This window comes from Marinoscillum pacificum, from assembly GCF_024714495.1.
GTDB classification, from domain to species: domain Bacteria; phylum Bacteroidota; class Bacteroidia; order Cytophagales; family Cyclobacteriaceae; genus Marinoscillum; species Marinoscillum pacificum.
In genome coordinates this window covers 167059-192568 of record NZ_JAMZMJ010000007.1, presented here as the reverse complement: position 1 = coordinate 192568, position 25510 = coordinate 167059, and the positions used below count along the sequence as shown (strand labels likewise).

The 25510-nt window shown below is 38.1% G+C and carries 16 protein-coding genes; 8 read left to right on the top strand and 8 right to left on the bottom strand.

Annotated features, from left to right (window positions below; translation table 11 throughout):
* Positions 1-367: 367 nt before the first annotated feature.
* The 3 genes from NXS00_RS17135 to NXS00_RS17125 are packed head-to-tail and all read left to right on the top strand — an operon-like array spanning position 368 to position 2581.
* Entirely contained in the window at positions 368-1138 is a 771-nt protein-coding gene (locus tag NXS00_RS17135) for a SprB repeat-containing protein (RefSeq protein ID WP_258100476.1), read from the top strand.
* 20 nt (positions 1139-1158) lie between these two features.
* A complete protein-coding gene (locus tag NXS00_RS17130) occupies positions 1159-1701 on the top strand; it encodes a YceI family protein (protein WP_258100475.1) in 543 nt (180 codons plus the stop codon).
* A gap of 7 nt (positions 1702-1708) precedes the next feature.
* On the top strand, positions 1709-2581 hold the full coding sequence (locus NXS00_RS17125; RefSeq protein ID WP_258100474.1) for a DUF5777 family beta-barrel protein: 873 nt from the start codon (positions 1709-1711) through the stop codon (positions 2579-2581).
* A gap of 127 nt (positions 2582-2708) precedes the next feature.
* On the opposite strand, the gene NXS00_RS17120 is transcribed toward NXS00_RS17125, so the two are convergent.
* From NXS00_RS17120 to NXS00_RS17110, 3 genes are all read right to left on the bottom strand, one after another.
* Positions 2709-11324 (bottom strand): T9SS type A sorting domain-containing protein, encoded by an 8616-nt coding sequence (locus tag NXS00_RS17120; RefSeq protein ID WP_258100473.1) that lies wholly within the window; start codon positions 11322-11324, stop codon positions 2709-2711.
* Between the two features lie 432 nt (positions 11325-11756).
* Complete coding sequence (locus tag NXS00_RS17115) at positions 11757-15143, bottom strand: BspA family leucine-rich repeat surface protein (RefSeq protein ID WP_258100472.1); 3387 nt, start codon at positions 15141-15143, stop codon at positions 11757-11759.
* Between the two features lie 208 nt (positions 15144-15351).
* Positions 15352-16626, bottom strand: a complete 1275-nt coding sequence (locus NXS00_RS17110) for a UDP-N-acetylmuramoyl-tripeptide--D-alanyl-D-alanine ligase (protein ID WP_258100471.1) — start codon at positions 16624-16626, stop codon at positions 15352-15354.
* A gap of 31 nt (positions 16627-16657) precedes the next feature.
* On the opposite strand from NXS00_RS17110, the gene NXS00_RS17105 reads away from it, so the two are divergent.
* Positions 16658-17041: a hypothetical protein gene (locus NXS00_RS17105; RefSeq protein WP_258100470.1), complete on the top strand. Its 384-nt coding sequence runs from the start codon at positions 16658-16660 to the stop codon at positions 17039-17041.
* Between the two features lie 27 nt (positions 17042-17068).
* Here NXS00_RS17105 and NXS00_RS17100 read toward each other — a convergent pair whose 3' ends face one another.
* From NXS00_RS17100 to NXS00_RS17085, 4 genes are read right to left on the bottom strand one after another with little or no spacing between them, the layout of a single operon-like run.
* Positions 17069-17860 (bottom strand): amidohydrolase, encoded by a 792-nt coding sequence (locus NXS00_RS17100; protein ID WP_308709349.1) that lies wholly within the window; start codon positions 17858-17860, stop codon positions 17069-17071.
* The gene (def, locus tag NXS00_RS17095; protein WP_258100469.1) at positions 17857-18405 is read right to left on the bottom strand and encodes a peptide deformylase; all 549 of its coding nucleotides are present in this window, start codon (positions 18403-18405) and stop codon (positions 17857-17859) included. Before def ends, NXS00_RS17100 begins: the two co-directional genes overlap by 4 nt.
* Positions 18402-18815, bottom strand: coding sequence for a Holliday junction resolvase RuvX (gene ruvX / locus NXS00_RS17090; protein WP_258100468.1), 414 nt, complete (start codon positions 18813-18815; stop codon positions 18402-18404). Before ruvX ends, def begins: the two co-directional genes overlap by 4 nt.
* Positions 18815-19531 (bottom strand): hemerythrin domain-containing protein, encoded by a 717-nt coding sequence (locus NXS00_RS17085; protein WP_258100467.1) that lies wholly within the window; start codon positions 19529-19531, stop codon positions 18815-18817. Before NXS00_RS17085 ends, ruvX begins: the two co-directional genes overlap by 1 nt.
* An 82-nt stretch (positions 19532-19613) precedes the next feature.
* Between NXS00_RS17085 and NXS00_RS17080 the strand changes: the two genes are divergently transcribed.
* From NXS00_RS17080 to NXS00_RS17065, 4 genes are all read left to right on the top strand, one after another.
* Positions 19614-21287 (top strand): S41 family peptidase, encoded by a 1674-nt coding sequence (locus tag NXS00_RS17080; protein ID WP_258100466.1) that lies wholly within the window; start codon positions 19614-19616, stop codon positions 21285-21287.
* Positions 21288-21302: 15 nt separating this feature from the next.
* Positions 21303-22463 carry a homogentisate 1,2-dioxygenase gene (locus NXS00_RS17075; RefSeq protein WP_258100465.1) on the top strand — a complete coding sequence of 387 codons (1161 nt, stop codon included), beginning with the start codon at positions 21303-21305 and terminating at the stop codon, positions 22461-22463.
* 167 nt (positions 22464-22630) lie between these two features.
* Positions 22631-23227: an outer membrane beta-barrel protein gene (locus tag NXS00_RS17070; RefSeq protein ID WP_258100464.1), complete on the top strand. Its 597-nt coding sequence runs from the start codon at positions 22631-22633 to the stop codon at positions 23225-23227.
* A 26-nt stretch (positions 23228-23253) separates the two neighbouring features.
* Entirely contained in the window at positions 23254-24369 is a 1116-nt protein-coding gene (locus tag NXS00_RS17065; protein WP_258100463.1) for a DUF2911 domain-containing protein, read from the top strand.
* 3 nt (positions 24370-24372) lie between these two features.
* Here NXS00_RS17065 and NXS00_RS17060 read toward each other — a convergent pair whose 3' ends face one another.
* Entirely contained in the window at positions 24373-25377 is a 1005-nt protein-coding gene (locus NXS00_RS17060; protein ID WP_258100462.1) for a helix-turn-helix domain-containing protein, read from the bottom strand.
* Positions 25378-25510 lie beyond the last annotated feature (133 nt).

Here is a 25510-nt window from a genome sequence, read left to right as displayed (position 1 = left end):
AAATATTCTATGATTTGACGGCTGTGTACTAGTCAGTTGAAATAATTGCCTTGAAATTTGCATTATTCAATTTAAGAGCGCCACAACAAGTTTAGCAACATCTAGACTATTTCATTTCTTTAACCAAACTCTACATTCAAATGAAATCTCTAAAAACAATTTCCGAAGGAGAAAAACTCACCGGATACATTTAAAAAATCTACAATTAAGGGTATTGATCTGGCAGCCAATCATCAAACTTGAAGCGATGACAAGTGATCGCTTTTTGCTCTGAAATCTCAGCTAGGAGATCCCAAATATCAAGATTCAAGAAACTAAACGATTACCGCGGGTCGTATATAGACCCTCTTTAACTAATTTATTAACAATGAAATACAGATACCTAATCATCGCAGGGCTCCTATGGAGTTGTGAAGCAGAGAAAGTCAGCCTTGAGTTTGACTGTGCAACTACTCCAATTGTCATAACCAATGAAACCACTGATGCAGCATGTAACTCAAACACGGGATCAATTGATGCTTCAGCTACTGGCGGAACAGAGCCATATTCCTATTCAATAGGAACTGAAACCAATGGAACAGGGCTTTTTACTTCGCTTCCAGGAGGAAGCTATACACTTACAGTAACAGACGCTAATGGATGTTCTTCAACTGAAACCATCACAGTTGCTAATGCAGATGGAGTAAACTTTTCTGAAGTAGCGGCAAATGATGCAGGATGTGGCACTTCAAATGGCACTATAACTGCTACCGTTTCTGGAGGAGCAGAACCATATAGTTTTGAATTAAGCGGCGTAGGCACATCAGCTGATGGAAGTTATTCCGGTTTGACGGTTGGGAGCTATGACTTGACCGTAACTGATGACAATGGATGTTCTTCCACACAAGAAATTGATATTCTATCGGGAATTTCACTTGGCGATGACATCATGCCAATTATAGAAGCAAACTGTGCTACTTCCAGTTGTCACGGCGGGTCACAGTCTCCGAATATGAGCACCAAGGAAAACATAATTAACAGTGCAGCGAGAATACTCGCTAGAGCTTCGGCAGGAACGATGCCTCCTTCTGGCAAAATACCTGATGCTGACATCTCAAAAATCAACTGTTGGGTGAGTGACAATACCCCAAATAACTAAATCACTAAACTAATACGACTATGATACGACTAACCATACTCAGCCTTTTGATAGGCCTTACATTTATCGCTAACGCACAGCGTAAAATGGACAATCAGGGATACGCTAGATTTTTCTCAGAAGCACCTTTAGAAGATATCGAAGCAATCAACGAAAAAGCTCTCGGAGTACTAGACTTCAGTACTGGGAAAGTGGCTGTTGCAATGAACATGAAAGACTTTCATTTCGAAAAATCGTTAATGGAAGAGCATTTCAATGAAAATTACATTGAATCAGACAAATACCCGAAAGCAACATTTGCAGGAGAAATAGCAAATTTCAAAGCATCTGACTATGAAAACATCGCTGATTCATTAACTCAATCAGTGAAAGGAAAGCTAACGATACACGGCGTTACAAAAGATGTGACACTTCCAATCACTTTTAAAAAGGAAGGTGATGTGTTAGTTGCTAAATCTGAATTTATCGTCAAGATTGAAGAATATGATGTGGAGGTTCCAACGCTATTGATCAAAAACATTGCAGAGGAAGTTCTAGTAACCACAATTTTCCGACTTAAATAAAGAGATCATGCTGAGAGTTACCTTAATCATACTGCTTACTATTACTGGTTCATTGGCTTTTGCACAAGATGATCTCCTTGCAGATCTCATGGCTGAGCAAGAGCCTTCTGAAAACCTAACCACATCAACATTCAAGGGAACACGAATTATCAATGGACACAGTGTTGAAATTCGTAAAAAGGGAACCCTGGAGTTTATCATTTCTCACCGATTCGGAACGTTAAACTCTGGTGGATACAATTTGTGGGGCCTCGACCAGTCCAATATTCGTCTTGCTTTGGAATACGCTCCTTCTGACCGATTTATGTTTGGTGCAGGGAGAAGTTCATTTGAGAAAACCTACGATGGGTTTATCAAATACAAATTTATGAGACAGCAAACAGGTGCTAAAACTGTACCATTTAGTATGGTATATTTTGGTTCCGCTACGATCAAAACGTTGAAGCGATTTGATGACTATGAAATCAACTTATCTGATAAAATGGCTGTCACACATCAGATCTTGATCGCCAGAAAAGTGACTCCAGCATTGTCTCTTCAGCTTACTCCATCCTATTCATTTTATGAATTAATAGAAGCCAATGAAACGGGTTCGGAAGTCATAGCTCTTGGAATGGGTGGAAGACTAAAAGTAACTAATCGAGTAACGATCAATATGGAGTACTGGCCTCAGTTTAAAGACAAAGGAGACCAATACCATAATGCTTTTGCAGTAGGTGTGGATATTGAAACAGGAGGACACGTTTTCCAAATTCAATTAACCAATGCTACAGCGATGTTGGAAAAAGGATTTATTGGAGAGTCTACGAATGACTTCTTCAATGGTGACATCCACTTAGGTTTCAACATATCCAGAGCATTCCAGATCGCAAATCACTAAATATTATAGATGACAGATGTTTAGGTAACTGTCGATAAGCATTGCCGAGCTTGTTGTGGGGTTTGGCTTTGCTTATCACTTATCTAAACGAAAAAAGGCTTGCCGTTGGCAAGCCTTTTCTGCTTGTTTATTTCTTGATGATTTTGACATCCTTAGATTCTTCTCCAACCCATATTCGGAGAATATAGACACCGGAGTTCCAATTTCGGGTGTTTATGACTCGATCCTTTACCGTCTCAATCATTTTAACCCCTGTCAAATCAAAGGCTTCAAGCTTTGTGATTCTTTTGTTTTCAACATGAAGTTCATTCATGGTTGGGTTTGGATATACCACAATATTCTCATCTTCGATACCCAATTCCACTAAATCAATAATGATCACTTCAAAATCAAACTCACTACGAGCTCCCCATTCATCCTCAGCAATTACAGAAAGTGGAAGGTGAAGCTCCTCGTCGATATCAAAGTAAACACCAGTAAACAACTGGTTGTCTACAACATAGAAGCTATCCCTTTCAAATCTGTATATAAAAGTATCATCCCCAGGATCCTCATCAGTAGCAGAGAATGTAGCCACTAATGATCCATATTCAACATCCTCATCAATCTCCTCAAGTATGATATCCATGGAAATCGGAGGTTCATTCACATCATATATCTCGATAGTTGTTGCTAAACTAGCTGTATCACCAGATGCCTCAGTTACTCTCAAGTGCAGATCAAAGAAATGCTTCTCTGTCTCATAATTTGGATGAATAATCATTAATTCATCATTTTCAACGATGAACATTTCATTATCTAATCCCAATTCATCATCAATAAACTCGTATGCATAGATATCATTCAAATCTTCATCTACAGGCTGAAGAACAGCAACCACCACAGTATCAGTGTTATTTTCATTCACCCAGTATTTAGACAGTCCTAAACCGCTCAAAGAGTCATTCAAATCAATCAGAGTAAACTCAAAAGGCTGATCTAAATACGCTCCTTCTGTGTCGATCACTCTAATATTTATATTCAAAACAGAATCTGCTTCATAACTTCTATTTTGATACATAAATAGACTATCACTTCGCATATAGAATGAACTGTTATTTTGCGAATCTTCATAAACATTGTAATAAATATTGTATTTCAGAGTAAAGTACTCATCAATATCTTCACCAATTACCCTTCCAACATATTGAATAGAGTCTGTATCTTCATAAAGAGGCAGTGGATCTTCCACAAATGCTAGTGTTTGAGGTGCTAGATTATCAGCAGTATTGAACAAATAAATATTATCAAATGAGATACTGGCATTACTATAACCACCTCCTTCAAAAAATAGCCTAATTTGGACTTGATCTGAATACTGTTGCTTCATCCTTTTCAGTTCTGATTGAATATCAATCATGTAACTTCCGGAATAAATGTACGAATAACGTATCCAATCAAGGCTTTCATTTGAACGAATCCATAATGAAACAGATGGATAGTCATTTCTTTCTAGAGCATCAAATCTTAATTTGATCACATCGGTCAGTGTATCATACTCACTCAAATCCAACGTGAAAACCAGATCAGCTGTGGCGCTTCTATCTGAATCAGATGTTTGCTTCAATTTCAAAACCTTACCATCTCCGCTTGATGGACTTTCAACAGACAGATCAATTTTGCCAGATAGTTCGTAACTCAAACCTACAAAATCAGCAAATTGATAACTCTCTTTACTTCCCACCTGGCTTACATGATCATCAAAAGTCAGCATCATCGGTAACTCTGATGAATAAGTAGAACGAACAATCATCGTTCTACTTAATGTGTCATTGTAATGACGCTCGTCATTGGCAAGATCAAAGTATACTTTGACCGTATAATTTCCTGGATTAGGTAAATCAAAAAAGCTATCAAACACAACTGTATCAGTAGTCAGTGGAGCTAAATCCAATGTAGCATTAAAATCAATAGTTTGAGATGAGCCATCTTCAGCAAAAGCAGTAGCATACAAAGGCAAACTACTTATTGTATTTTGTCCTTCATTCATCAGAACAATTTTAATCTGAGAGTTCTCATGGTGAATGGATGCTGCAATTGGTTCTAAAACTTCAATTGCCAAATCTACTTCTGGTGCCTCATACACCTCAATAGAAGATAGCTCAAAGAAACAGCCGGAACAGTCAGCTCCTTGTGTAAATCTAACTTGAGTCATGGTTCCGAATTGCTGACCATGAGCAGCCAAAGTATCCGCAATTGCAAGATATTTAGCCTCAATAAAATTGGATGAAGACGCATTCTCTACCCAATCATACAAACGTAACCAGGCTTGTGAAGTATCACCTCTCACTTCTACATATCTTGATATGTCATAATAGTCATACCCTTTAAACTTAAAATCAAGTTGAATGGGATCTGAAGTACTATATGCAGACAAGTCCATTGATAGAAGTAAATTATTTGTACTTGATGAGTTAGTATAATCTGATCTCCACATTCTTATAGAGTGCGAATCTTCATCTACAGTCAAACGGCCAACATTTGGCACAGCGTTAAAGGATAACCCACCTATAGCTCCCAACTTCCCTCTACTATGATCATAAACAGAATCAGTAAGGCTTGTAAAATTCTCATAATATGGAAGAGAGCCCGAATAAATAGATTGATGCGCTACATATGCAAGTAAAGAATTATTTTCAGAAACCGTATCGGCTGTTAACTCTGTGCTTACGGTTATTTGATAAGTCCCCTCTTCTACAAAAGTGTTGGTAGAATTAATTGAAAATGTATCAATTTCATCTGTAGCTAATGTGACATTACTTGAAGACTCTGATTGGTTAACTCCAGACGGCCCCAGAATTCTTAATCTTAATGGAACAGAATTGACTGTTGTAATACCATTATTTCTTACAACTGCTTGAATAGATTCATTGGACTGAATAACAAATCCAGATTCAGGAATACTAACTGAAATAAGTTCTAAATCATGCGAACTTCTCTCATAGATTGAAAAGTTGTCGATATAGGTCTGATTCCATCTCCCAGAGTTAAAAACCATAATCTGAGTAGTTGCAGAATATTCCTGATTATGCTGCTTTAACAAAGCAGTCAAATTTACTCTTAAATCACTCCATGTAAATGAACTTAGTGATTCTGAAGATACAGCTAATATCCATTCTTGATCATGACTTCCCCGCACATAAAGTCCATTAATTTCGTCAGGATCAGAATTTAAATATTGAAGATCCATCATCAAAACATTCGATGATGTGCTCATTGTTGATAGATCCATAGTTAAGAAAGCTTTACTTACGTTATCTAAAGAACTACGGTTATATAAGTATAGTGAGTGTTTGTGCTCAGAGTTATAGTTCGAAATGGTAAGCTCTCCTGATGCACCTGATTCAAAACTGAACCCATCTAGCCCTTCAATTAAAGCAGTACTGACTCTTTGTCTAGTAATGTATACTCCATTCAAATCTAAAACAAATGGCAGTTCATCAATACTATTCTGATGATACAGCCAGGAAGAAATCGAATCGTTTTGACTATTCTGTTCTCCTGTAGTAGAAACATAACCCCAAACATAGTAATCACCGACATCTGACAAATCTAACGAGCTCGCAAATTGATAAGAAAGCGTATCATATGACCCAAGGTTTATTGTACTTGTTTCTTCCAATTGTATCGTGTCTCCAGCTGGATTTACAATATTCAGAACTAGATCAGCAGACTCAATCATTTGAGTACCTTCATTTACCAATTTTATTGATAAATATTCTGCTTCACCAAAATCAGGAGTCATTGATTCTCCTTCCAACATCAAGAATGCCAGGTCTCTATCTAATGGGCCTCTTACCACAAAATTATCAAATTGCAACCCTTCTCGATTAACAGATCCATCCGTAGACAAGGCCAACCTAAATATGACTTGTGAATTACCAAATGATTCTGGTATATACAATGAGCGCACTTGAATATCTTGATTTCCATTCCAACTAGTTGATCCTGCTTGATAATGGAGTTCTTCACTATCAATTTTATCAAAAGTCTCTCCATCGAGAGACATCTCTAACCATGCGAAATCATAGCTTTCTTCCAAATTAACAGAAAGATCAAATTCAAAAAATATCCCCTGATTATAGCTTGATAAATCAAGAGTGGGAAACTGCAAATATGACCTTTCATAGTTACCATACCCAGCATTACCATCTACTTTAGTCAACCATCCTTTCGTCCCATTTTCTAATGAATCATAAGTCCAACTTGAATTTGAACCATACGTGCGGAAATTGGCTGAGTCTTGCTCAAAATCAACTAAAATCGGTATCTCTTCATTAAACCTAAAATCTTTATAAAGTGATATGCTAGTAGTATCTCCGTCATTATAAATATCACCAGGCAGAGCAACAAAAGCCTCGATTATATAATATCCACCGGTCGAAAAATCTAAATCAGCATCAAACACATAAGTCACAGTATCTCCTCGACCAATATTAATAGATGCTAACTCAGTAACATCCTGACTTACAGAGCCATTGGTCGCAACGAAAGTAACAGGAACACTTACAATCTCCTCAGTTCCATTATTGTAAATATCCAATGAAACTCTCTCTCCTTCTGCCCCCTCTATTTGCACAATATCCATTGCGAGTAATTCGGCATCTTGTTCTAGTTTAGGGTATAATTTAAGGTTATCTATTATGTATCCGTTTCCAGAATCTACTTCAAAGTCTTGAAATTTCATTTGAAAGGTCTCTGAAATAGTCTGTCCATTTTCAATTAAAACTTCAGTGATATTTAAACCGGTAAAAGAGCTCCAAGTTAAATGAGAAGGACGGTTAGAATTCCAATCATGTAATAACACCCATGATTCATTCTCATTTCCTCTAACATAAATACCATTGTCTGAATTTCTGTAGCTCATCCAACTCTGGCTTAAATCGTAATCAAGCATCATTTCACGATTTATATACGCTGATAAATCTGCCGAAAATATCAGTGAATTTGTAGCCAAAACATCTGTGTATCCTCTTGATAAAAACCCTACTTTTGATTTATTACTGTTTGTTAAGCTATCTACAATTCGGAATATTCCATTAGGATCTGTGGTTGTGAAACTAAATCCAGTCAATTCGGTAGAAGGTGTAATTCCATATGTAGCTTCTGCTGCTGATTCAAAGTCTTCAAAGTATGGAAACTCCCCCGTATATCTGCTAATTCTGTAAAGATCCAAGTTAAGTTCATCATTAGTTGGATCTCCATCCTCTGTGATACTTACTGACATGGATACGGAATAGTCACCAAAATCACCAAAATCTATTGGTTCCGAAAATTGAATAGACATTGTGTCTTGTGCTGGAATAGTCACATCAAACACTTCGGAAAGGTTTTGGAGACCAGATGGTCCATCAATAGTAGCATTAATGGTATATCCTGTTAAGTCCGATACACTATTGTTAAAAATATCTACTTTAAACTGTTGACTTTCACTTAATCCTGCAGATTTACCTTCCAGGTCTGAAGACACAATGGCTAAGTCTGTATCATACTGGAGATAGACTTTAATGTTATCAAACAATACTGAGGACGTCCCATACCCATATTCAGAAAACTTGATTTGTGTTTCGCTTGAATATGTTTGACCATTAGCCTGTAAAGTATCAAACAAAGGGAGTTCTCGTATAGAAATCCACTTATTACTATAGTAACTAGTAGTATCAAACCAATCATAAACAACAAGCCAATCATCATCTGTATTGCCTCTTACATAAATTTTATTAACATCGTAATCATCGGCACTGTAGCTATAAACTTGAAAATCTAATAGTAACCGATCTTGAGTATCATCTAAATCACTTAAGTCCAATGATAAAACCATTTCATTGGAAGAATAAGAGTAGTCTCTTCTATCAAATTTTAGTGCCTGTGAACCCGTTCCATAATAATAGTTTGCGTCCAATATGGATAATCTCGACTTAGAAGTTGACCCTTCAAATGATATTCCGTCCAATCCATCCATTGTATACTGTCCGGGGGCATATGTAGTATCGGCTAATCCTTCTAAGGTCAAGTAATATGGCAATTCACCTGTATATTTTGAGTAGCTACCCACAGTCACAGTAAGAGTGTCGTTTTCTAACCACTCATCACCACTTAAACCTAAAGCACCTGTAATTGAATATGCTCCAGGCACACTAAAATCTATTGATTCCGCAATATCCAAAAGTGTTGTGTCACCTTCAGCTAAGCTACCAACCAATACTTCATTAAAAGTGGAAGAGCCATTGGGTCCTTCTATATTGAAAGAGATTGGTATACTTGTTTGTGTTGCTGTTCCATTATTAATTACTTCTACCTGAAGAGACTCAGAGCTAGAATAAAATGGCCCCTCGCTAACGACAATATTGAGCAATTGCAATTCATTAACAGGCTCAGAATATATACGTATATTATCAAAAGAGACGTAATCATATGGGTATTCAGAATTACCAATAGATTGAACCTTAATCTGCGAAGTGGAACTAAAATCTTGACTATTTGCAACCAGGACAGCTGAAATATCTAATGATTGATATTTTTGCCAAACACTATTTGCCGAATAATTGCGATCCCATTGATGTAGTAATACCCATGGGTCACTCTCACTTCCTCTAACATATACACCAGCGCTAGAAGTCCCTTCATAATAAGTTCGAACATTATAGTCGAACAACACTTTATCCGAGCTTGCAGAATAACTAGATAGATCCGCAGAAATTAAAAGCTGATTTAAAGTTCCCTGATTACTATATTCTGATCTGCTAAGTATTAGTGACTTTCCATCTTCTGCATATGTTGAGTTGACCCTTAATTGACCATTTATCCCTTCAGACAAATAACTTACCCCAATTAAGTCTTCAGTTCCAAAAAAAGCCGTACCATCATAAATAATAGTATCATTCTCAGCATTAAATGAATAGAATAAAGGCAAGTCCCCTTCGTACTTTCCTTGATGGTAACTTCTTTGATTTCGTATGGTATCTAACTCATTATATGTATCTGTTGCAAGGGATGTATAAGCAGTCACAGAATAATTCCCAACCTCAGAAAAATCGAATTGTTGAGAAAAAGTGTAGGTAATTGTATCCCCTGAAGATATAGCAGGAGTATTCTCAGAGTAAGTCTGTACACCTGAAGGACTAGTGAATACTATAGAAATGGGAACAGAACTCTGCCCCCCTGTACCTAAATTAACTACATCTAATGATATTGATTCGGTGGATGATAATTCTGTGGATGCTTGAGGTAATCCTATAGCTTCTAAGGAAACGTCATTAGCCGGTTTACTTGTAATAGTAAAATTATCAACTTCAATTCCAGGATTTATTACTGATCCATCCGAATCAAAAGCGATGCGAAGCATTACTTCAGAATTACCTCCAGTCCCAGTAATAAGCATTTCACTAAAACTTAGGCTCCCTACTCCATTCCAATAATTTTCGTTTGACGTATATTGAAGCTGAGGAGATACAACTTTTGAAAAAGTTATACCTCCATCTAAACTAACTTCTAGCCAAAATTCATCACAACAAGACTCAGTATTAAAGTCTATATCGAATCCGATATAGGGATCTGAGGTTTCGGCGGATAAATCAAATATTGGTGATAATAAATAAGAATATTCGCTATTGTTATAATTACCAGAAGCATTAGTTACCCAACCTTTGGAGCCATCTGATAAGTCACCATACTCCCAACTACTATTATTACCATAACCAATAAATCCACCATTATTTGATTCAAAATCCTCTGAATATGGCAATCCTGCACTATACGTGGAATACTTATAAGTGACACTAAAAATCGTATCATTAAAATAACTAGTATCTCCTGCAAGTGAGCTATACGCTGTTACATCATAGGTTCCAGGCTCTGATAAGTCAAATAAATGACTAAATGTATAGGTATAAGTTTCGGATGTTGAAATGGCACTCATAGACGCTGTTTCCGAGATTGTCTCCGTGACTCCAGGACCTTCCACCTTAATAGTGAGTGGAACACTCGTCAAATCACTTGTTCCATCATTAATAATAGAAACACTTAATTCTTCAGCAGATGTGAGCGAACCTGACGCAGATGGTAAGTCAATTTCAGTAACACGCACATCATTAATTGGACGCTCATATATAGTTACTTCATCAAAATAGAAAGCATGAGTATTACTATACGACCGTTCAACGAACCTAATTTGAGTAGAGTCAGAAAAATTTTGGCCTGCATTTCTTAATGCCTGACTCAAATTGAGTCTTTTGACATTTTTCCATTCTAAATAATTCGGAAGATTAGCATCCCAATCGTATATCACTATATTGTTTTCTGATGGTGAGCCTTTGATTCTTACATTATTACTATTCGAATAAGATAAATTCCCTCTAGTAAAGCTGAAATCCAAAAAGATATCAGTCGTATTCGCATCATAGCCAGAAAGATCTAAAGTTAGGACAGCTGAATTGGTTACATATTGAGAATTATTATGATCAGTATTCCTGCTTAGATTAACGGATTGTGACCCTTGAAATCCATTAGTTGAACCTATCATAAGTAAACCACCTAATCTTTCTGAATCATCTCTTGCGGCAGCAAAGCCCCATTCATTGATTTCGTTAAGAGTATCGGTATCCGTAGTATAGGATATTTCAGCTACACCATCAAAATTTTGATAGTATGGAAGACTTATTTGCGAAAAAGCTTTCGTAAGGAAGAAAAATGACGCTAAGATCATTGAATATCTTAGGTTGGGCATAGACATTCTCATGAGAGTTGGTTAAGAAATACTGGTTAAGAAAATATGTAGTTGGAATATAAGGTATGCGAAATGCAGTTATTCCCTGAATTGTAGTGTATAGTTAATCATAGCTGTTGGCGTTGTTTAAAACAAAGTTATCCACAAGGATAAATCAAATTTATTCTTCTTCAAATACAACTACCAAAGAATTTTTCGCCAATCAAACTACATTTCAACCATTGATCATATCAGCAACCCTATGCAGCTTGCCACCTCGCGAGCCATTTATTAAGGCTTTATGATCTTTGAAATATAGCTGTGGTAAGAATAGATGTGGAGCTTCTACACTAACCTAACTTATATGAGCAAACATATATTCACTTATCTAAACGAAAAAAGGCTTGCCGATGGCAAGCCTTTTCTGTTTGTTTATTTCTTGATGATTTTGACATCCTTAGATTCATCTCCAACCCATATTCGAAGAATATAGACTCCGGAGTTCCAATTGGATGTATCGAGGAATTTCTCCTTGTCACTCTCAGCAACTAATATACCAGAGAGATCAAATGCTTCCAATTTAGTCACTCCATCATATTGTACATGGAGCTGGTTTTGAACTGGGTTAGGGTAGACTAATAGCTTATTAGTTTTATCACCTAATACAACTGGCTCTGCCATATCAATCACAAGTACTTCAAAAGATTTTGTGAAGGAAGAATCTCCCTGATCAGTACTTGTAACTGTAATAGAATACGTCTGATCTGATAAGAAATCAAATTCTGCTTTTGTAAATAACGAGTCATCAACAATTTCAAATGTATCTGATGGAACATCAAACGTATAAGTAAAGGTCTGATCGGCATCTTCATCGACCGTCTCAAATGTTCCCGCAAGAGTTCCAATGATATCTTCTTCGAAAATCTCCTCCACAGTGAATAGAATGTCGGTTGGAGATTCGTTGAGGTCTGTCACATCCACTACAAAAGATTGTGCTAAAATTAGCCCTCCAGCATCAGCAACTTCTATATTCACCAAATATCTAGCTTGCTCTTCATAGTCTGGATTGATCAAAGAAAGCTCATCATCCGTAATTGTAAACTGATCATTATCAACATCATTAGTGCCATCACCAGACACAATAGTATATGTGAAAGTGTCGCCGTTATCTTCATCCTCTGATGAAAAGGTTCCAACAAGTACCGTCTCAGTATTCGATTCCTCAACAGAAGTATTGGACAGGGATATAGAGGTTGGCGCTTCATTTACATCACTAACCACTATCGTAAATGATTCGACATAGGTCTCTCCGCCACTATCAGTTACTTCTAAATTCACCACATAGCTTGATTGTTCCTCAAAATTTGGACTAATCAGTGAAAGCTGATCATCCGTGATCGTGAACTGATCATTATCAACGTCATTAGTACCATCACCAGACACAATAGTATATGTGAAAGTATCGCCGTTATCTTCATCCTCTGATGAAAGGGTTCCAACAAGTACCGTCTCAGCATTCGATTCCTCAACTAAAGTATTGGATAGGGATATAGAGGTTGGTGCTTCATTCTGATCATTTACATAAATTGAAATGGCTTTATCAAAAAAACCTCCTCTAGAATCACTTACTCTCAACTCAATATTGTAAGAAGAATCTAGTTCATAGTTAAAAACTATTGAAGAGAATAGTGAATCTCTAGAAATGGTAAAGTTAGCTCCTTCAGATGTTGTATTTAAAATACTATATTCAGGTAGACGAACCCTATCGCTATCAAAACTTGATAAAGTTCCTATATATTTCAAAGAATCAGAATTTTCATCTACCAATGAATCACTTAAATAAAGTTCTGATGGATTTTCATTCTTATCCACAAAACTTAGAAAATCCATCAAATAAAGATCACCAGTATTGTATTTGTTGCCCCAACAAAAAATGGCACTATCTTCAGAAATAAAAACTAATGGATCCGTCAAATTGGAGCCTAGAGATAAGGTATCACCAAAATCAATCAATTCATTGAAAAAAGCATTATACCCAACTATTTTCCGAGTGTTCCCATAAGCAACATATCCTATACCGTTCATGTCAAAAGAAGCCGCATTACTTAAACCAAGCATTGTTTGATTTTGTAATTTAAATTCCCAAATTTCAGTGTTTGGATCATACTCATGTAAATCAAATAGTTGTATTGATGTGTCTCCATAAAACCCTCCCCCAACATAGGCCTTATTATCTAAAACAAAAGAAAAAGCCCCTTGTCTAGCGTTTTCACCCCAATCACTTAATTCTTCCCAAACATCCTTTTGAACATCGTATCTCCAAAAATCTGCTAATTCTCCACCCTCGTTAACACCAGTTCCAATATAAGCACTTCCATTTAGAACAAATTCAGTAGCATTCGCTCTTTCTGCCCCTGAGAATTCAGATAATTCAGTCCAAACATCAACCCTAGTGTCATATGCAAAGAAGTCACCAAGATAAAGACCGGTTGAATCTTTTCCCAACCCAACATAAATTATTGAATCCAATGAGAAAATTGATGCTTCTCTTCTAGGAACTCCTGGAAAAGAATCTCTAAATGTTAAAGGGGAACCGAGCAGAAACCAATCAGAAAAATATTCGTCATTATTACTGCCTAAGCCAAAATAAACTTGATCTCCAACCTGAGTCATGACACTTGCACTTCTTCCTTCTAATGATTCAAAATAACATTCCTGGGTATCTCCAGAAAATGTCCAACCGAATTGCCTCATTAATAAAAGCCTAGCATGCGTTCCATGACAAAATCCCAATCCTTGAGCTCCGAATGACACATCATTTTGCAAACTATCTAACTGTGACCATGACATTAACAATTGATCATAATTATCACTTCCAAGCCCACTATTATCAAAAATATTGTTAAATCTCCAAACATTTGAAATATCCCACTGACTAAGGTCCTGATCAAATTCTTCGGCTCCTGCAAACATTAAATTCATCTGCTCTACGGAAGAAACATCCCATGAACTGAGGTCTTGGTTGAAATTTTGAGCATCTCGAAACATGCTGTTCATATATTTGACATTGCTTACATCCCATGTATCTAATGGCTGATTAAACCCACTGTTCCAAAATACACTTGTCATTATTTCTACATTGCTAACATCCCATAAACTGAGATCCTGATTAAAACTGCTTGCGCTACGAAATAAATAATTCAATGTATTTACCGAATCAACTTTCCATTGTCCAATCGGTTGATTGAAATTTGTGGCTTCACTAAACATCCCCTCCAGAACTTCTATATGACTTACATCCCAATGTCCAATTGAGTCGTTCATCGAAGTGGCATTACTAAACATGTAACTTAACGAACTTACCTCTGTTAAATCAGGAGAATCAATAGCTGTAATTCTTAGATTTTTACAGTGAGCAAAAGCAAAAGACATGGTTTGCCACTCTATTTCTCCCCACTGCTCTATTGTTAGAATTTTTTTAGAGTCGTATTTGTTTAATCTTCCAAACTCAATCGCAGGAAATTGTCCGGTAATCTCTACCCTATAGATACCTGAAGAAGGAAAGTCAATTGTGTAATTACCAGTAATACCAGTGACTACACCATTAATGGAAGAATCGTCAATTTTTTCCCAATAAATATTATAATCATAGATAAAGGTTGGTGCTGATATTGTTGGAATTATAATCTGGTTATCCTCAGAAGGCCCATCATTATCAGTCTTCCAGGTGGTTATGAAAGCACGCTGCTCCTCTTGAGCAATTACTAAATGTGATAAAAAAGAAAGTCCGAAAATGAATAATAAAGAAAATCTTTTCATAGAAATGGCTGGTTGTATACCAATCAGAAATGCTTAAATGAACTTCCAGGTCTACTTAAGGAGTTGCTGATTTGGTAAGGTTAAGGCATTAGTTATCATTAAATGACATGAAGTGGATTTAACTAAATCGCACTTAACTACAAGGATAAATGAAATTTATTCTTGCTCAAATACAACTAACCACAATTATTACCAGTCAAACTAATAATCAGCCACTGACCATATCAGCTACCTTATCCAGCTTACCACTTCGAGAGCCTTTGATTAAGACTGTGTGATCTTTAAAATTTCGCTTTTCCAGGAATGGACGAGCGGCTTCTACGGTTTCAAACCAGTAGACATTTTCCAGCAATTGCTCAGCGGCTATCATGTGGCGCCCAACCAATATCACCTGATCAAAATTTGCTTGCTTGATCCAGCGGCCTACATCCAAATGGCGGTCCACAGCATCTTGTAATTCTTTCATTTCACCGAGAATGACCGCTTTTTTTCCTGTCATCGACTCCAGATTGTCCAAAGCAGCTTTCATGGAAGTAGGGTTGGCATTGTAGCAATCATTGATGATCGTTACCGAATCTTTTTTAATGACCTGAGATCGTTGATTTTCTGGAATGTACGACGCGATTGCTTCTAGAATCTGATCATCAGCAACACCGAACTCTCGACCAACAGCTACTGCCGCAGCGATGTTTCCATAATTATATCTCCCTACCAGATTGGTCTGCACTTCCTTTTCACCCAACTTGATCATCAAATAGGGGTTAGCATCAATGAGTTTTAAGTCTTCCGCCGGGAACAAAACCGGATCCGCAAATCGCTTAGCCATATTCTCCAATCGGAAATCATCCACATTAATAAATGCTTTACTGCCTGTTTGGCGTAAGTGATCAAACAACTCACTTTTCCCTCTCAGGACACCTTCTATACCTCCAAACAACTCGGTATGTGCTTCGCCAATGTTGGTAATCAATCCATGCGTCGGGTTGGCATAGCCGCACAGCTCTGCTATTTCTCCCACATGATTCGCACCCATCTCTATTATGGCAATTTCTACTTGTGGATGAATGTGTAAGAGCGTTAGAGGCACACCTAAATGATTGTTCAGATTACCCTTTGTCGCATGAGTAATGTATTTAGTAGCTAAAACCCGATTTACGAGTTCTTTGGTAGTAGTCTTCCCATTCGAGCCAGTAAGACCTAAAACGGGTCTTTTGAATCTGCTTCTATGAAAAGTCGCCAGATCTTGTAAAGCCTTCTGTGCGTCATCAGCAAGAATGATTCGCTCATCGGTAACATATTCTTCTTCATCTACTACAGCATAGGCTGCACCAAGTTCTAGTGCTTGAATAGCGTACTTATTCGCATTGAAGTTTGGTCCTTTCAGTGCAAAGTAGAGATTCCCTTTAGTGATAGTTCGTGTATCGATGGACACACCGTCACTCAATAAAAACCGAGAATATAGAAATTCGATGAAGCTTGTCATAGATTAGCAAATATATCTCTCAACATTCGTAATGAGCCAACATCCATCCAGTTTGATCATCATTCACTTCTTAACTGATGCTCATGCATTCAATTTTGATGATTCATTAGTTAATCAAATTAAAGAAGTGATCGGATCAGAAACGAACATATTGGAAATGGACAACTTCTCTGACGCAGTAACATTGAGTTACGCCTCAGATCTAGTCAAATCTGAGAAACTGGCAATTATACTAACTGGTGAAGAATCTGCAACCCTTGGGAAAGCTTCAACCATTCTGAACCAAACCATCAGACATCAAAATCTCCAATTATTGGCGCTGAATGATATTCAAGCTACGAAACCATTTATGATAAGAATGAAAGGAAAAATTATTAATCGAAATGAACTAAACAAGGAGATTGAAAAATATTAATTCTCTGTTTTCTTAGCTTCTCTGTGGTTACTTCAACTCAAAGTCATCTGCATCTGCCTGGAAAGGAAATCGCTTCCTGAATGCCAATAGATCTTCTTTGGTTAAAATAGCGTAGAGTATTTCTTCCTCCACCGAAAATGCCAATTGCTCTCCTTTATAATTGTAGGCTGCCGAATGCCCAACATAATGCGCACCTACTCCATCTTCTCCTACTCGATTAACACCTATACAATACGAAGTGTTTTCTATTGCTCGAGCTGTCAACAATGCATCCCATGCATTCACTCTTGGCTCCGGCCAATTTGCGACATAGATTAGGGCATCATATTCAAATAAGCTTTCTTGTGAACTTCTGGATCGAGCCCACACGGGGAAACGAAGATCATAGCAAATCAAAGGCATGATTTTCCAGCCTTTCACGTCGATAATAACCCGACTTTTTCCAGCAGTATAATCCTGATCCTCTCCTGCTAAGCCAAACCGATGTTTTTTGTCATAGTGATGAAAACTACCATCAGGATATACGGCATATAGTCTATTGTAGATGGGCTCACCTTCTTTAATAATAGCACTTCCAATGACTATAGCTTTGGTCTGAGCAGCTTGTTGCTGCATCCACTTAAAGGTTTTCGTCTTATGAACTTCCGCTAACTCCTTTGCATTCATAGAAAACCCAGTGGTAAACATTTCCGGTAGCACTATTACATCTACCGGATGTTTCAATGTCCAGATCTTCTCTTCAAACATGGCCAGATTGGCCTCCACATTTTCCCAATGCAAATCAGATTGGATCAGTGCTATCTTTAGCTCATCAATCACTTTTTAGGTACTTTCACTCGGTAGTCAGCATCCACTTTGCCTTTGCTGATACTCGCCAACTTACCTTTTAGCAACCTTTTCTTGAATGGAGTCAGGTAATCCGTGAAAAGAATTCCTTCTATGTGATCGTATTCGTGCTGGATGACACGAGCATGGATATCATCAAATTCTTCTATATGCTCATTCCAGTCTTCGTCGTAGTATTTGATTTTCACAATCTCTGGACGCTCCACTTCACCTCTGATACCAGGAATACTCAAACACCCTTCTTCAAAAGCCCAATCATCACCATCCTCTTCAATTATCTCTGGATTGATGAACGCCTTTTTCATTCCTTGTTCGCCTTCTTCCATCATTGGGTTATCATCCACTACAAAAAGTCGGATGGACTTACCAATCTGCGGAGCGGCCAAACCAACTCCAGAAGCAGCATACATGGTATCAAACATATCCTGTACTAGCTCTTTCACATCTTCTCCATGCGGTATATCACTCGCCTTTTTCTTCAAAACCGGGTCTCCAAAGAGCACAATTGGATAAATCATATTCGTGTTTCTAAATAAGATTGTAAAATGATGGCCGCACTGACTTTATCAATGTTGCCTTTATTCTGACGGTCTTTCTTCTTCATGCCTCCGGCAATCATTGCGTCCATAGCCATTTTGGAAGTAAACCGTTCGTCATGCAAAAATAGTTTCTTGTCGGGAAATAGTTTCCTAAATCTATTAACAGCTGCTTCTACCAATGGAGTGGCGTTGGTTGGAGTACCATCTGTGTTCTTCGGCATACCTATTACTACCTCAGAAACATCCTCTTTCAGAAAGTATTCTTTCAAGAAATCAAAGAGATCATGTGAACGAACAGTATCCAATGGAGACGCTATCATTCCCAATGGGTCAGTCACTGCAAGACCTGTTCGTTTTGCTCCATAATCAATAGCTAAAACTCGAGCCATTAATTCAGTTTAGAATGGTTATTGATTTTATCTTTTACAATCGCTTCTAAGGCAATCGCTTTAGGGAAAAGTATCTTGTTCTCAATCTCTGCGTGGTACCACATTTCCCGATCAAAGGCTTTCACTTCTTTAGAGATCACCTGACGATGTAGATCATTCACATTGTAATCTTCTACTAATGCTCTGATTCCGGCAAGTTCGTCCTCTTCCTTATGTTCTTTGTGAATTGATTTGAGGGAAATCGAACCATATTCCATTTGGAACATCTGTGGATTGACATATTTACCTTTTTGGTAGTCAATCAATGTGCTGATATACGAAAACACATGATCCTCTTCCTCATAGATGTGACTGATAAACTCCTCAATAAATTCAGGAAATATCAATTTCAAATCATCTTGTTCAGGGTATTGATTCACCAATCGGGCGATGTATGGCAAACGGTCCTTGATAAATGAATGGTGGGTATGTTTTAGGTATTCGATCACAATCTCCAGTGGATATTTCTTCAATTCCTGGAAAGAAAACCGGTGCGATCGATCAAACAAATAGAAGGCATTTAATACCTGACTTTTGGTCAAGCCACGTTCTGCGCACAATTCTCTCAACTTACGATCTGGATATAAATAAAAATCCACGCCCAAATAGCTCAAAGCACGAGCATAGACATAGTTTTCATCTACCAGAGATCTTATGGTCAAATCAAATACACGCATTATCTTCAAAGATACCAATATGAATCAAAAAGGCCAGCTTCATTTTACATAGAAACGATTTTAGTCTCCATCTCGTTAACAAATGATTACAAAGGGACTAATTTTAGGAATTAAAGTTGACAAAGTGAGCGAGACCAAGAATACAAACAACGCCATCAGGCTTCCATTATTTATCGGTGCAGCTATTGCATTGGGAATTTTTATCGGTGCCAACATGGCTGACGGAAGTGGAAACAACTCCGAAGGATTGTACCAAAGTATCTACAAATTCAGACAAGTAATTTCCCATATTCAGAATGATTATGTGGATGATGTCAATACAGATGAGTTGGTAGAGACAGCTATCGAGGAAATGCTCACCAAACTAGATCCTCACTCAGTCTACATTCCTGCAGAAGATCTTAAAATCTCTCAAGCTCAATTGGAAGGTAATTTCGAGGGAATCGGTATTGAATTCAACATTTTCAAAGACACCATTCATGTGGTATCACCTTTAAGTGGTGGGCCTTCTGAAAAACTCGGCATCATGCCTGGTGATCAAATCATCACAGTAGATGGAGAAACAGTAGCCGGGGTTGGCATCACCAACCAGGATGTGGTGAAAGCATTACGTGGTGAAAAAGGCTCAGAAGTAACCATTGAAATCAAAAGAAAAAATAATAGTGAACTTCTCGCTTACACAATTGAGCGAGATGTGATTCCTCAATATTCAGTGGATGTTTCTTACATGGTCAATGATGAAATTGGCTACATCAAAGTGAGCCGATTTGCTGCGACAACTTATGCTGAGTTCAAAGACGCCCTAACAAAACTTAAAAAAGCAGGAATGCAAAAGCTAATTCTTGACCTATCTGGAAATCCAGGTGGTTATATGGATCCTGCTGTAAAAATGGTTGATGAGCTACTGGGAGACAATCAGATGATCGTTTACACCAAAGGAAAAGACGCTAACCATAATTCACAATATTACTCCGATAGAAAAGGGGATTTTGAGCAAGGTCCAGTGATCGTTCTTCTAGACGAAGGTTCTGCTTCTGCTTCAGAAATTGTATCCGGTGCTTTGCAAGATCATGACAGAGCATTGATTGTAGGAAGAAGATCATTTGGTAAAGGTCTTGTGCAAATGCCGATCCAGCTGAATGATGGATCTGCTATGCGACTGACCATTTCCAGATATTACACTCCAAGTGGCCGATGCATCCAAAAACCATACGACGGGTCTTTGGAAGACTATCACATGGAATACTATGAACGTTTTGCCAGTGGTGAAATGTACTCGGCTGACAGCATCAAATTCAACGACAGTCTGATTTTCAAAACAGACAAAGGTCGAGAAGTGTATGGAGGTGGAGGTATCATGCCGGACTATTTTGTGCCACTTGACACTGCAGAAAACTCTAGCTACATGACTCGTTTGTTCAACACCAACTCTGTGGCAGAATACAGTCTGGTATATGCTGACGATCATCGTTCGGAATTAGAAAAAATGTCTTTACAACAGTTTATCAATAACTTCAAAGTGTCTGATAAGATGTTGGCTGAATTGGCTCAAATTGGAGAACAAAATAATGTTAAACCCAATGCGAAACAGCTGGAGAAGAGTAAAGATTTAATGAAGATTTACTTAAAAGCATTTATCGCGAGGAATATCTGGAGCAATGATGGTTTCTACCCGGTATTCAATGAGCAAAACGAGATTTTCCAAAAAGCATTGACATTGATGGATGAAGCCAATAGATTGGCAGAAAAGAATTAACCCCAAAACAACAACATGACCTATTATCATCGACTTGGAGAAATCCCACCCAAGCGACATACTCAATTTAGGCAACCAGATGGCAGTCTGTATGCGGAAGAATTGGTGTCGTCCAAGGGATTTTCAGGCATATATTCAAACCTGTATCACATCACTCCCCCTACCCGAATAAAAGGGATTAAGGATCCGGTTCCATTCGGCTCTAAGATCGCCGAGGGGTATGGATTGAAACAAACGCACTTGAATACCAATGGCGTTGGTGTGACGGGAGAAGACTATCTAGGAGCACGCAAAGTGCTGCTAAAGAACAAGGATGTCAGCATGGCTCTGTGCAATCCATCTAGCAGAAAGATGGATTATTATTACAAAAATGCTGAAGCTGATGAAGTGGTATTCATCCATGATGGTAGCGGTTATTTGATCTCTCAATTCGGAAAGTTCAAAGTTCGTTCAGGAGATTATGTGGTAATTCCAAGAACAACTATTTACAAGTTTGAATGGGATGAAGGTCCTTTGAGATTACTAATTATTGAGTCTGTAGCTCCTGTGGAAACAGTCAAGAGATACCGAAATGAATTGGGCCAACTACTAGAGCATTCTCCATATTGTGAGCGTGACATCCGGCCTCCTTCTGAGTTGGTCACCGAACCTGAAAGAGGTCATTACTTGATGCAAATCAAAAAGGGTGACATGTTGCATCAGTATGAATATGATCAATCGCCTTTTGACGTGGTTGGTTGGGATGGTTACTTGTATCCTTATGCCTTGTCGATTCATGACTTTGAACCCATAACAGGACGAATCCATCAGCCACCACCAGTTCATCAAACGTTCCAGGCATATGGCTATGTGATCTGTTCGTTTGTACCAAGACTATTCGATTATCACCCGAAAGCTATTCCTGCGCCATACAATCACTCGAATATTGACAGTGATGAAGTGCTTTACTATGTAGAAGGCAACTTCATGAGTAGAAAAGGAATAGATCGAGGATCATTTACGCTACATCCAGGAGGATTACCACATGGACCTCACCCAGGTACTGTGGAGAAAAGTATCGGCGCGAAAGAGACCGAAGAAATAGCGGTAATGCTGGACACCTTTGGACCAATCTATGTAACTGAAGAAGGACTAAACTATGTGGATGACAAGTATCCAATGAGCTGGACCGAATAACACCAGAGTTTTAAGAAACTGATTCAAATCCCTACTAGAGCACTCTGGTAGGGATTTTTTATTTTCACGCCTATCGAAATTTCTCCAAATTCCAAGAATCAGGACATACTCACTCTTACCTCCAGCAATTTTCGCCGTATGCTTGCATGAGGATCAAACCACAACTCATGAAGCATTTTTACATTATCCTTTTGTTGTTTTCAACATACTCTGTCTATGCTCAAAAAGAATTTCAAGGAGTATTCATCGGGCTAGATATCAACTATCTTTATTTATTTGGCGGAGCTCAAGTAAACGGCCAAGAAACCATTGGAGATGGAAACAGAAGCGCTTTTGGATTAACAGGTGGCTATAGATGGCATTTTGACAATGACCTTGTCTTCGGAATGGAAGTACAACTCAACAAACCATTCGGAACCTTTAAAAATACTTCGAATCCTGCCCAGGCGATTGTTAACTATTTCATCAAACCACAGTCTGCTTTACAGTTTCAATTTGGCAAAGTGCTAGGTGTTGAAAACAACCATCTAATCCTGGGATATTTCGCCTTCAACCAAACCAGATTTGATATTGACATCACCATGCCAGATGGAAGTACCTTTCAACAAACCGACTTTGAAAACTTTGGCCGAGTTGGTCTCGGATATGAAGGTCGATTTTCCAGTCATTGGTCCACACGATTCCAAATTGGGACGAGCATGGACGCACTTCCAGATACTCATAATGGCATCGACACCAAACTCAATCTGCTCTACGGATTTTAGATCAAAAACATAAAACTTAATCAATCATGAATCAAAAACTCAGAAACTGTGTGCTTCTGATAGCTATGCTATTGGGAGTTCAAAGGATGACTTATGCTCAATTTCACACACTCAAAATACCTCAGGCAAGCAATTTTGTGACGGAAACACAAACTCTTGGTGTCACCGATATTACCATTACCTATCATAGTCCAGCTGCACGTGGCCGGGAAGTCTGGAATAACCCCAATATCATCCCTCAAAATGGCGAACCAATAGCCTGGAGAGCTGGTGCCAACATGAACACCACGATTAGCTTCAGCACTGACGTGATGATAGAAGGGCAACCTCTTTCAGCAGGGACTTATGGCTTTCATATAATCCCAAGAGAGGATAAATATGAGTTGCTATTTGCTCATGCTTCTGAGCAATGGGGCAGCTATTATTTGGATGTAGAAAATGACGTTTCTTTAAAAGTAGAAGTTTCTTCGGAAGAGGCTCCTTACTCAGAAAAGCTGGACTATGAGTTTTTGAGCTGGCAAGAAAATGAAGTAATCATCGGCTTGGAATGGACAGATAAACGGATCCCTTTCAAAGTATCAGTTGACCTCAATGAAACGGTGATCACAAGCTTTAGAAGAGAACTTCGTGGGCTCAATACCTATCGATGGGAAGCCTGGAATGATGCTGCAAGATGGTGTTTAAACCATGACACGAATTTGGAAGAAGCTTTGGAATGGGCTAACCGGTCAATTAATGGAGGATCTAATGGATTTGCGGCCAATAGAAATGCCAGCAACCTCCAGACTAAAGCCGAAATCTTAGCCCAACTAGATCGTAAAACCGAATTGAAGCAAACCATACAAGAAGCGATCGCAACGGACATGGATCCAGGACAAACCAACTACTTCAGTATCTTCCTGTTGAAAACTGGTAATTATGAAGATGCAATTACTCTTCTCAACAGAACACTTAAGAACCATCCTGACACCTGGTTCCTAGAGCTAAATAAAGGAATTGGTTATTACTTTCTAGATAAAAAATCAACCGCGCTAAAGCTGTTAAAGCAACTAAAACCTAATGCTCCAGAATACTTTGCTGAGCGTCTTGGTCAAATCGAAAGTGAAATTCAAAACGGCACTTACAAACTTCCTGGAACTTAAAAATTAGGCCGTTTTTAACTGGGATGATTCCATGTATTCTGTTGGAGTCATTCCGGTTTCCTTCTTAAAAGCAGTGTAAAACGAACTGGTTGTTTTAAAACCAGATTGCTCCGCTAAATACTCAATGGTAAAATTGCTCTGCTCAGGATCAGAGATCAATTCTTTAAAAGCTATCACTCTAAAATGACTCAATGCTTCCGGGAAGGATTTATTGTAAAGTTCACGCACAGCTTTTGTCACCTGATAAGCAGGCACATTAATTTGCTCCGACAATGAATTAACCGAAATGCCAGTTTGCAGAAACACTCTATCGAGTTCAAAACTTCGCCTCACTTCTGCAAGTACTTCAGTGGAAACGGCAACTTTTTTGGTCTTCATTCCAAAAACTGGCGGATTCTGCAGCACTTTCATAAAGAGATAAAAGATAAAAGCAGAAGCAACCAACGAACCGTAAGCATAAAAGACAATAGTTCCTGCCAAATGCTGTAACACAAAAGCAGACCAGGCACCCCATCCAACAAAGAGCGTTGTAGATATCCATCTTTTCTCCTCTGAAGTTTCATACTGAAATCTCAAGTGTCTGTACAATATAACACCCAAATATCCCGACAGCAATAAAGTAGCCGATTCATATAAAGTTGTTTCCAAAGGATCAGGAGTGATCACAAAACAAGTAATCGCACCAACCACAGGTATTAGAAAATGCAAGAGTATTGACGAGCTAATCTTCTTATCTCTGTGACGAGATTTAGAAACATAAGTAAGAAACAATGGACCAATGCTTGCCAATGCAAAAAAGCCGATAGCCAAACCAATTGGCGATATTTCGTAAAAAATGAAGAAAATGATGGATTTAGCTATACGTAGACCAATCGCCAAAACAGCCAACCCCAGCCACACTACCGCTGAATTTTTCTTACTAACCTGTACTATCAAGAAATAGGCTAAAAAGAATGACATGGCCACAGCTATTCCCGCAAATACTCCTAATACTCCTATTTCTACCATCTTTTAAAATACGGTGGTCGAGCTTTGAAGTTGAAAAAATATTTTCGATTTTAAAATATCGTAAGCTGCTAATCGTCTAAGCTGCAATGAAGCGATCTGAAATCAATTGGTAGATTTCACAGTTTCAAAAAAG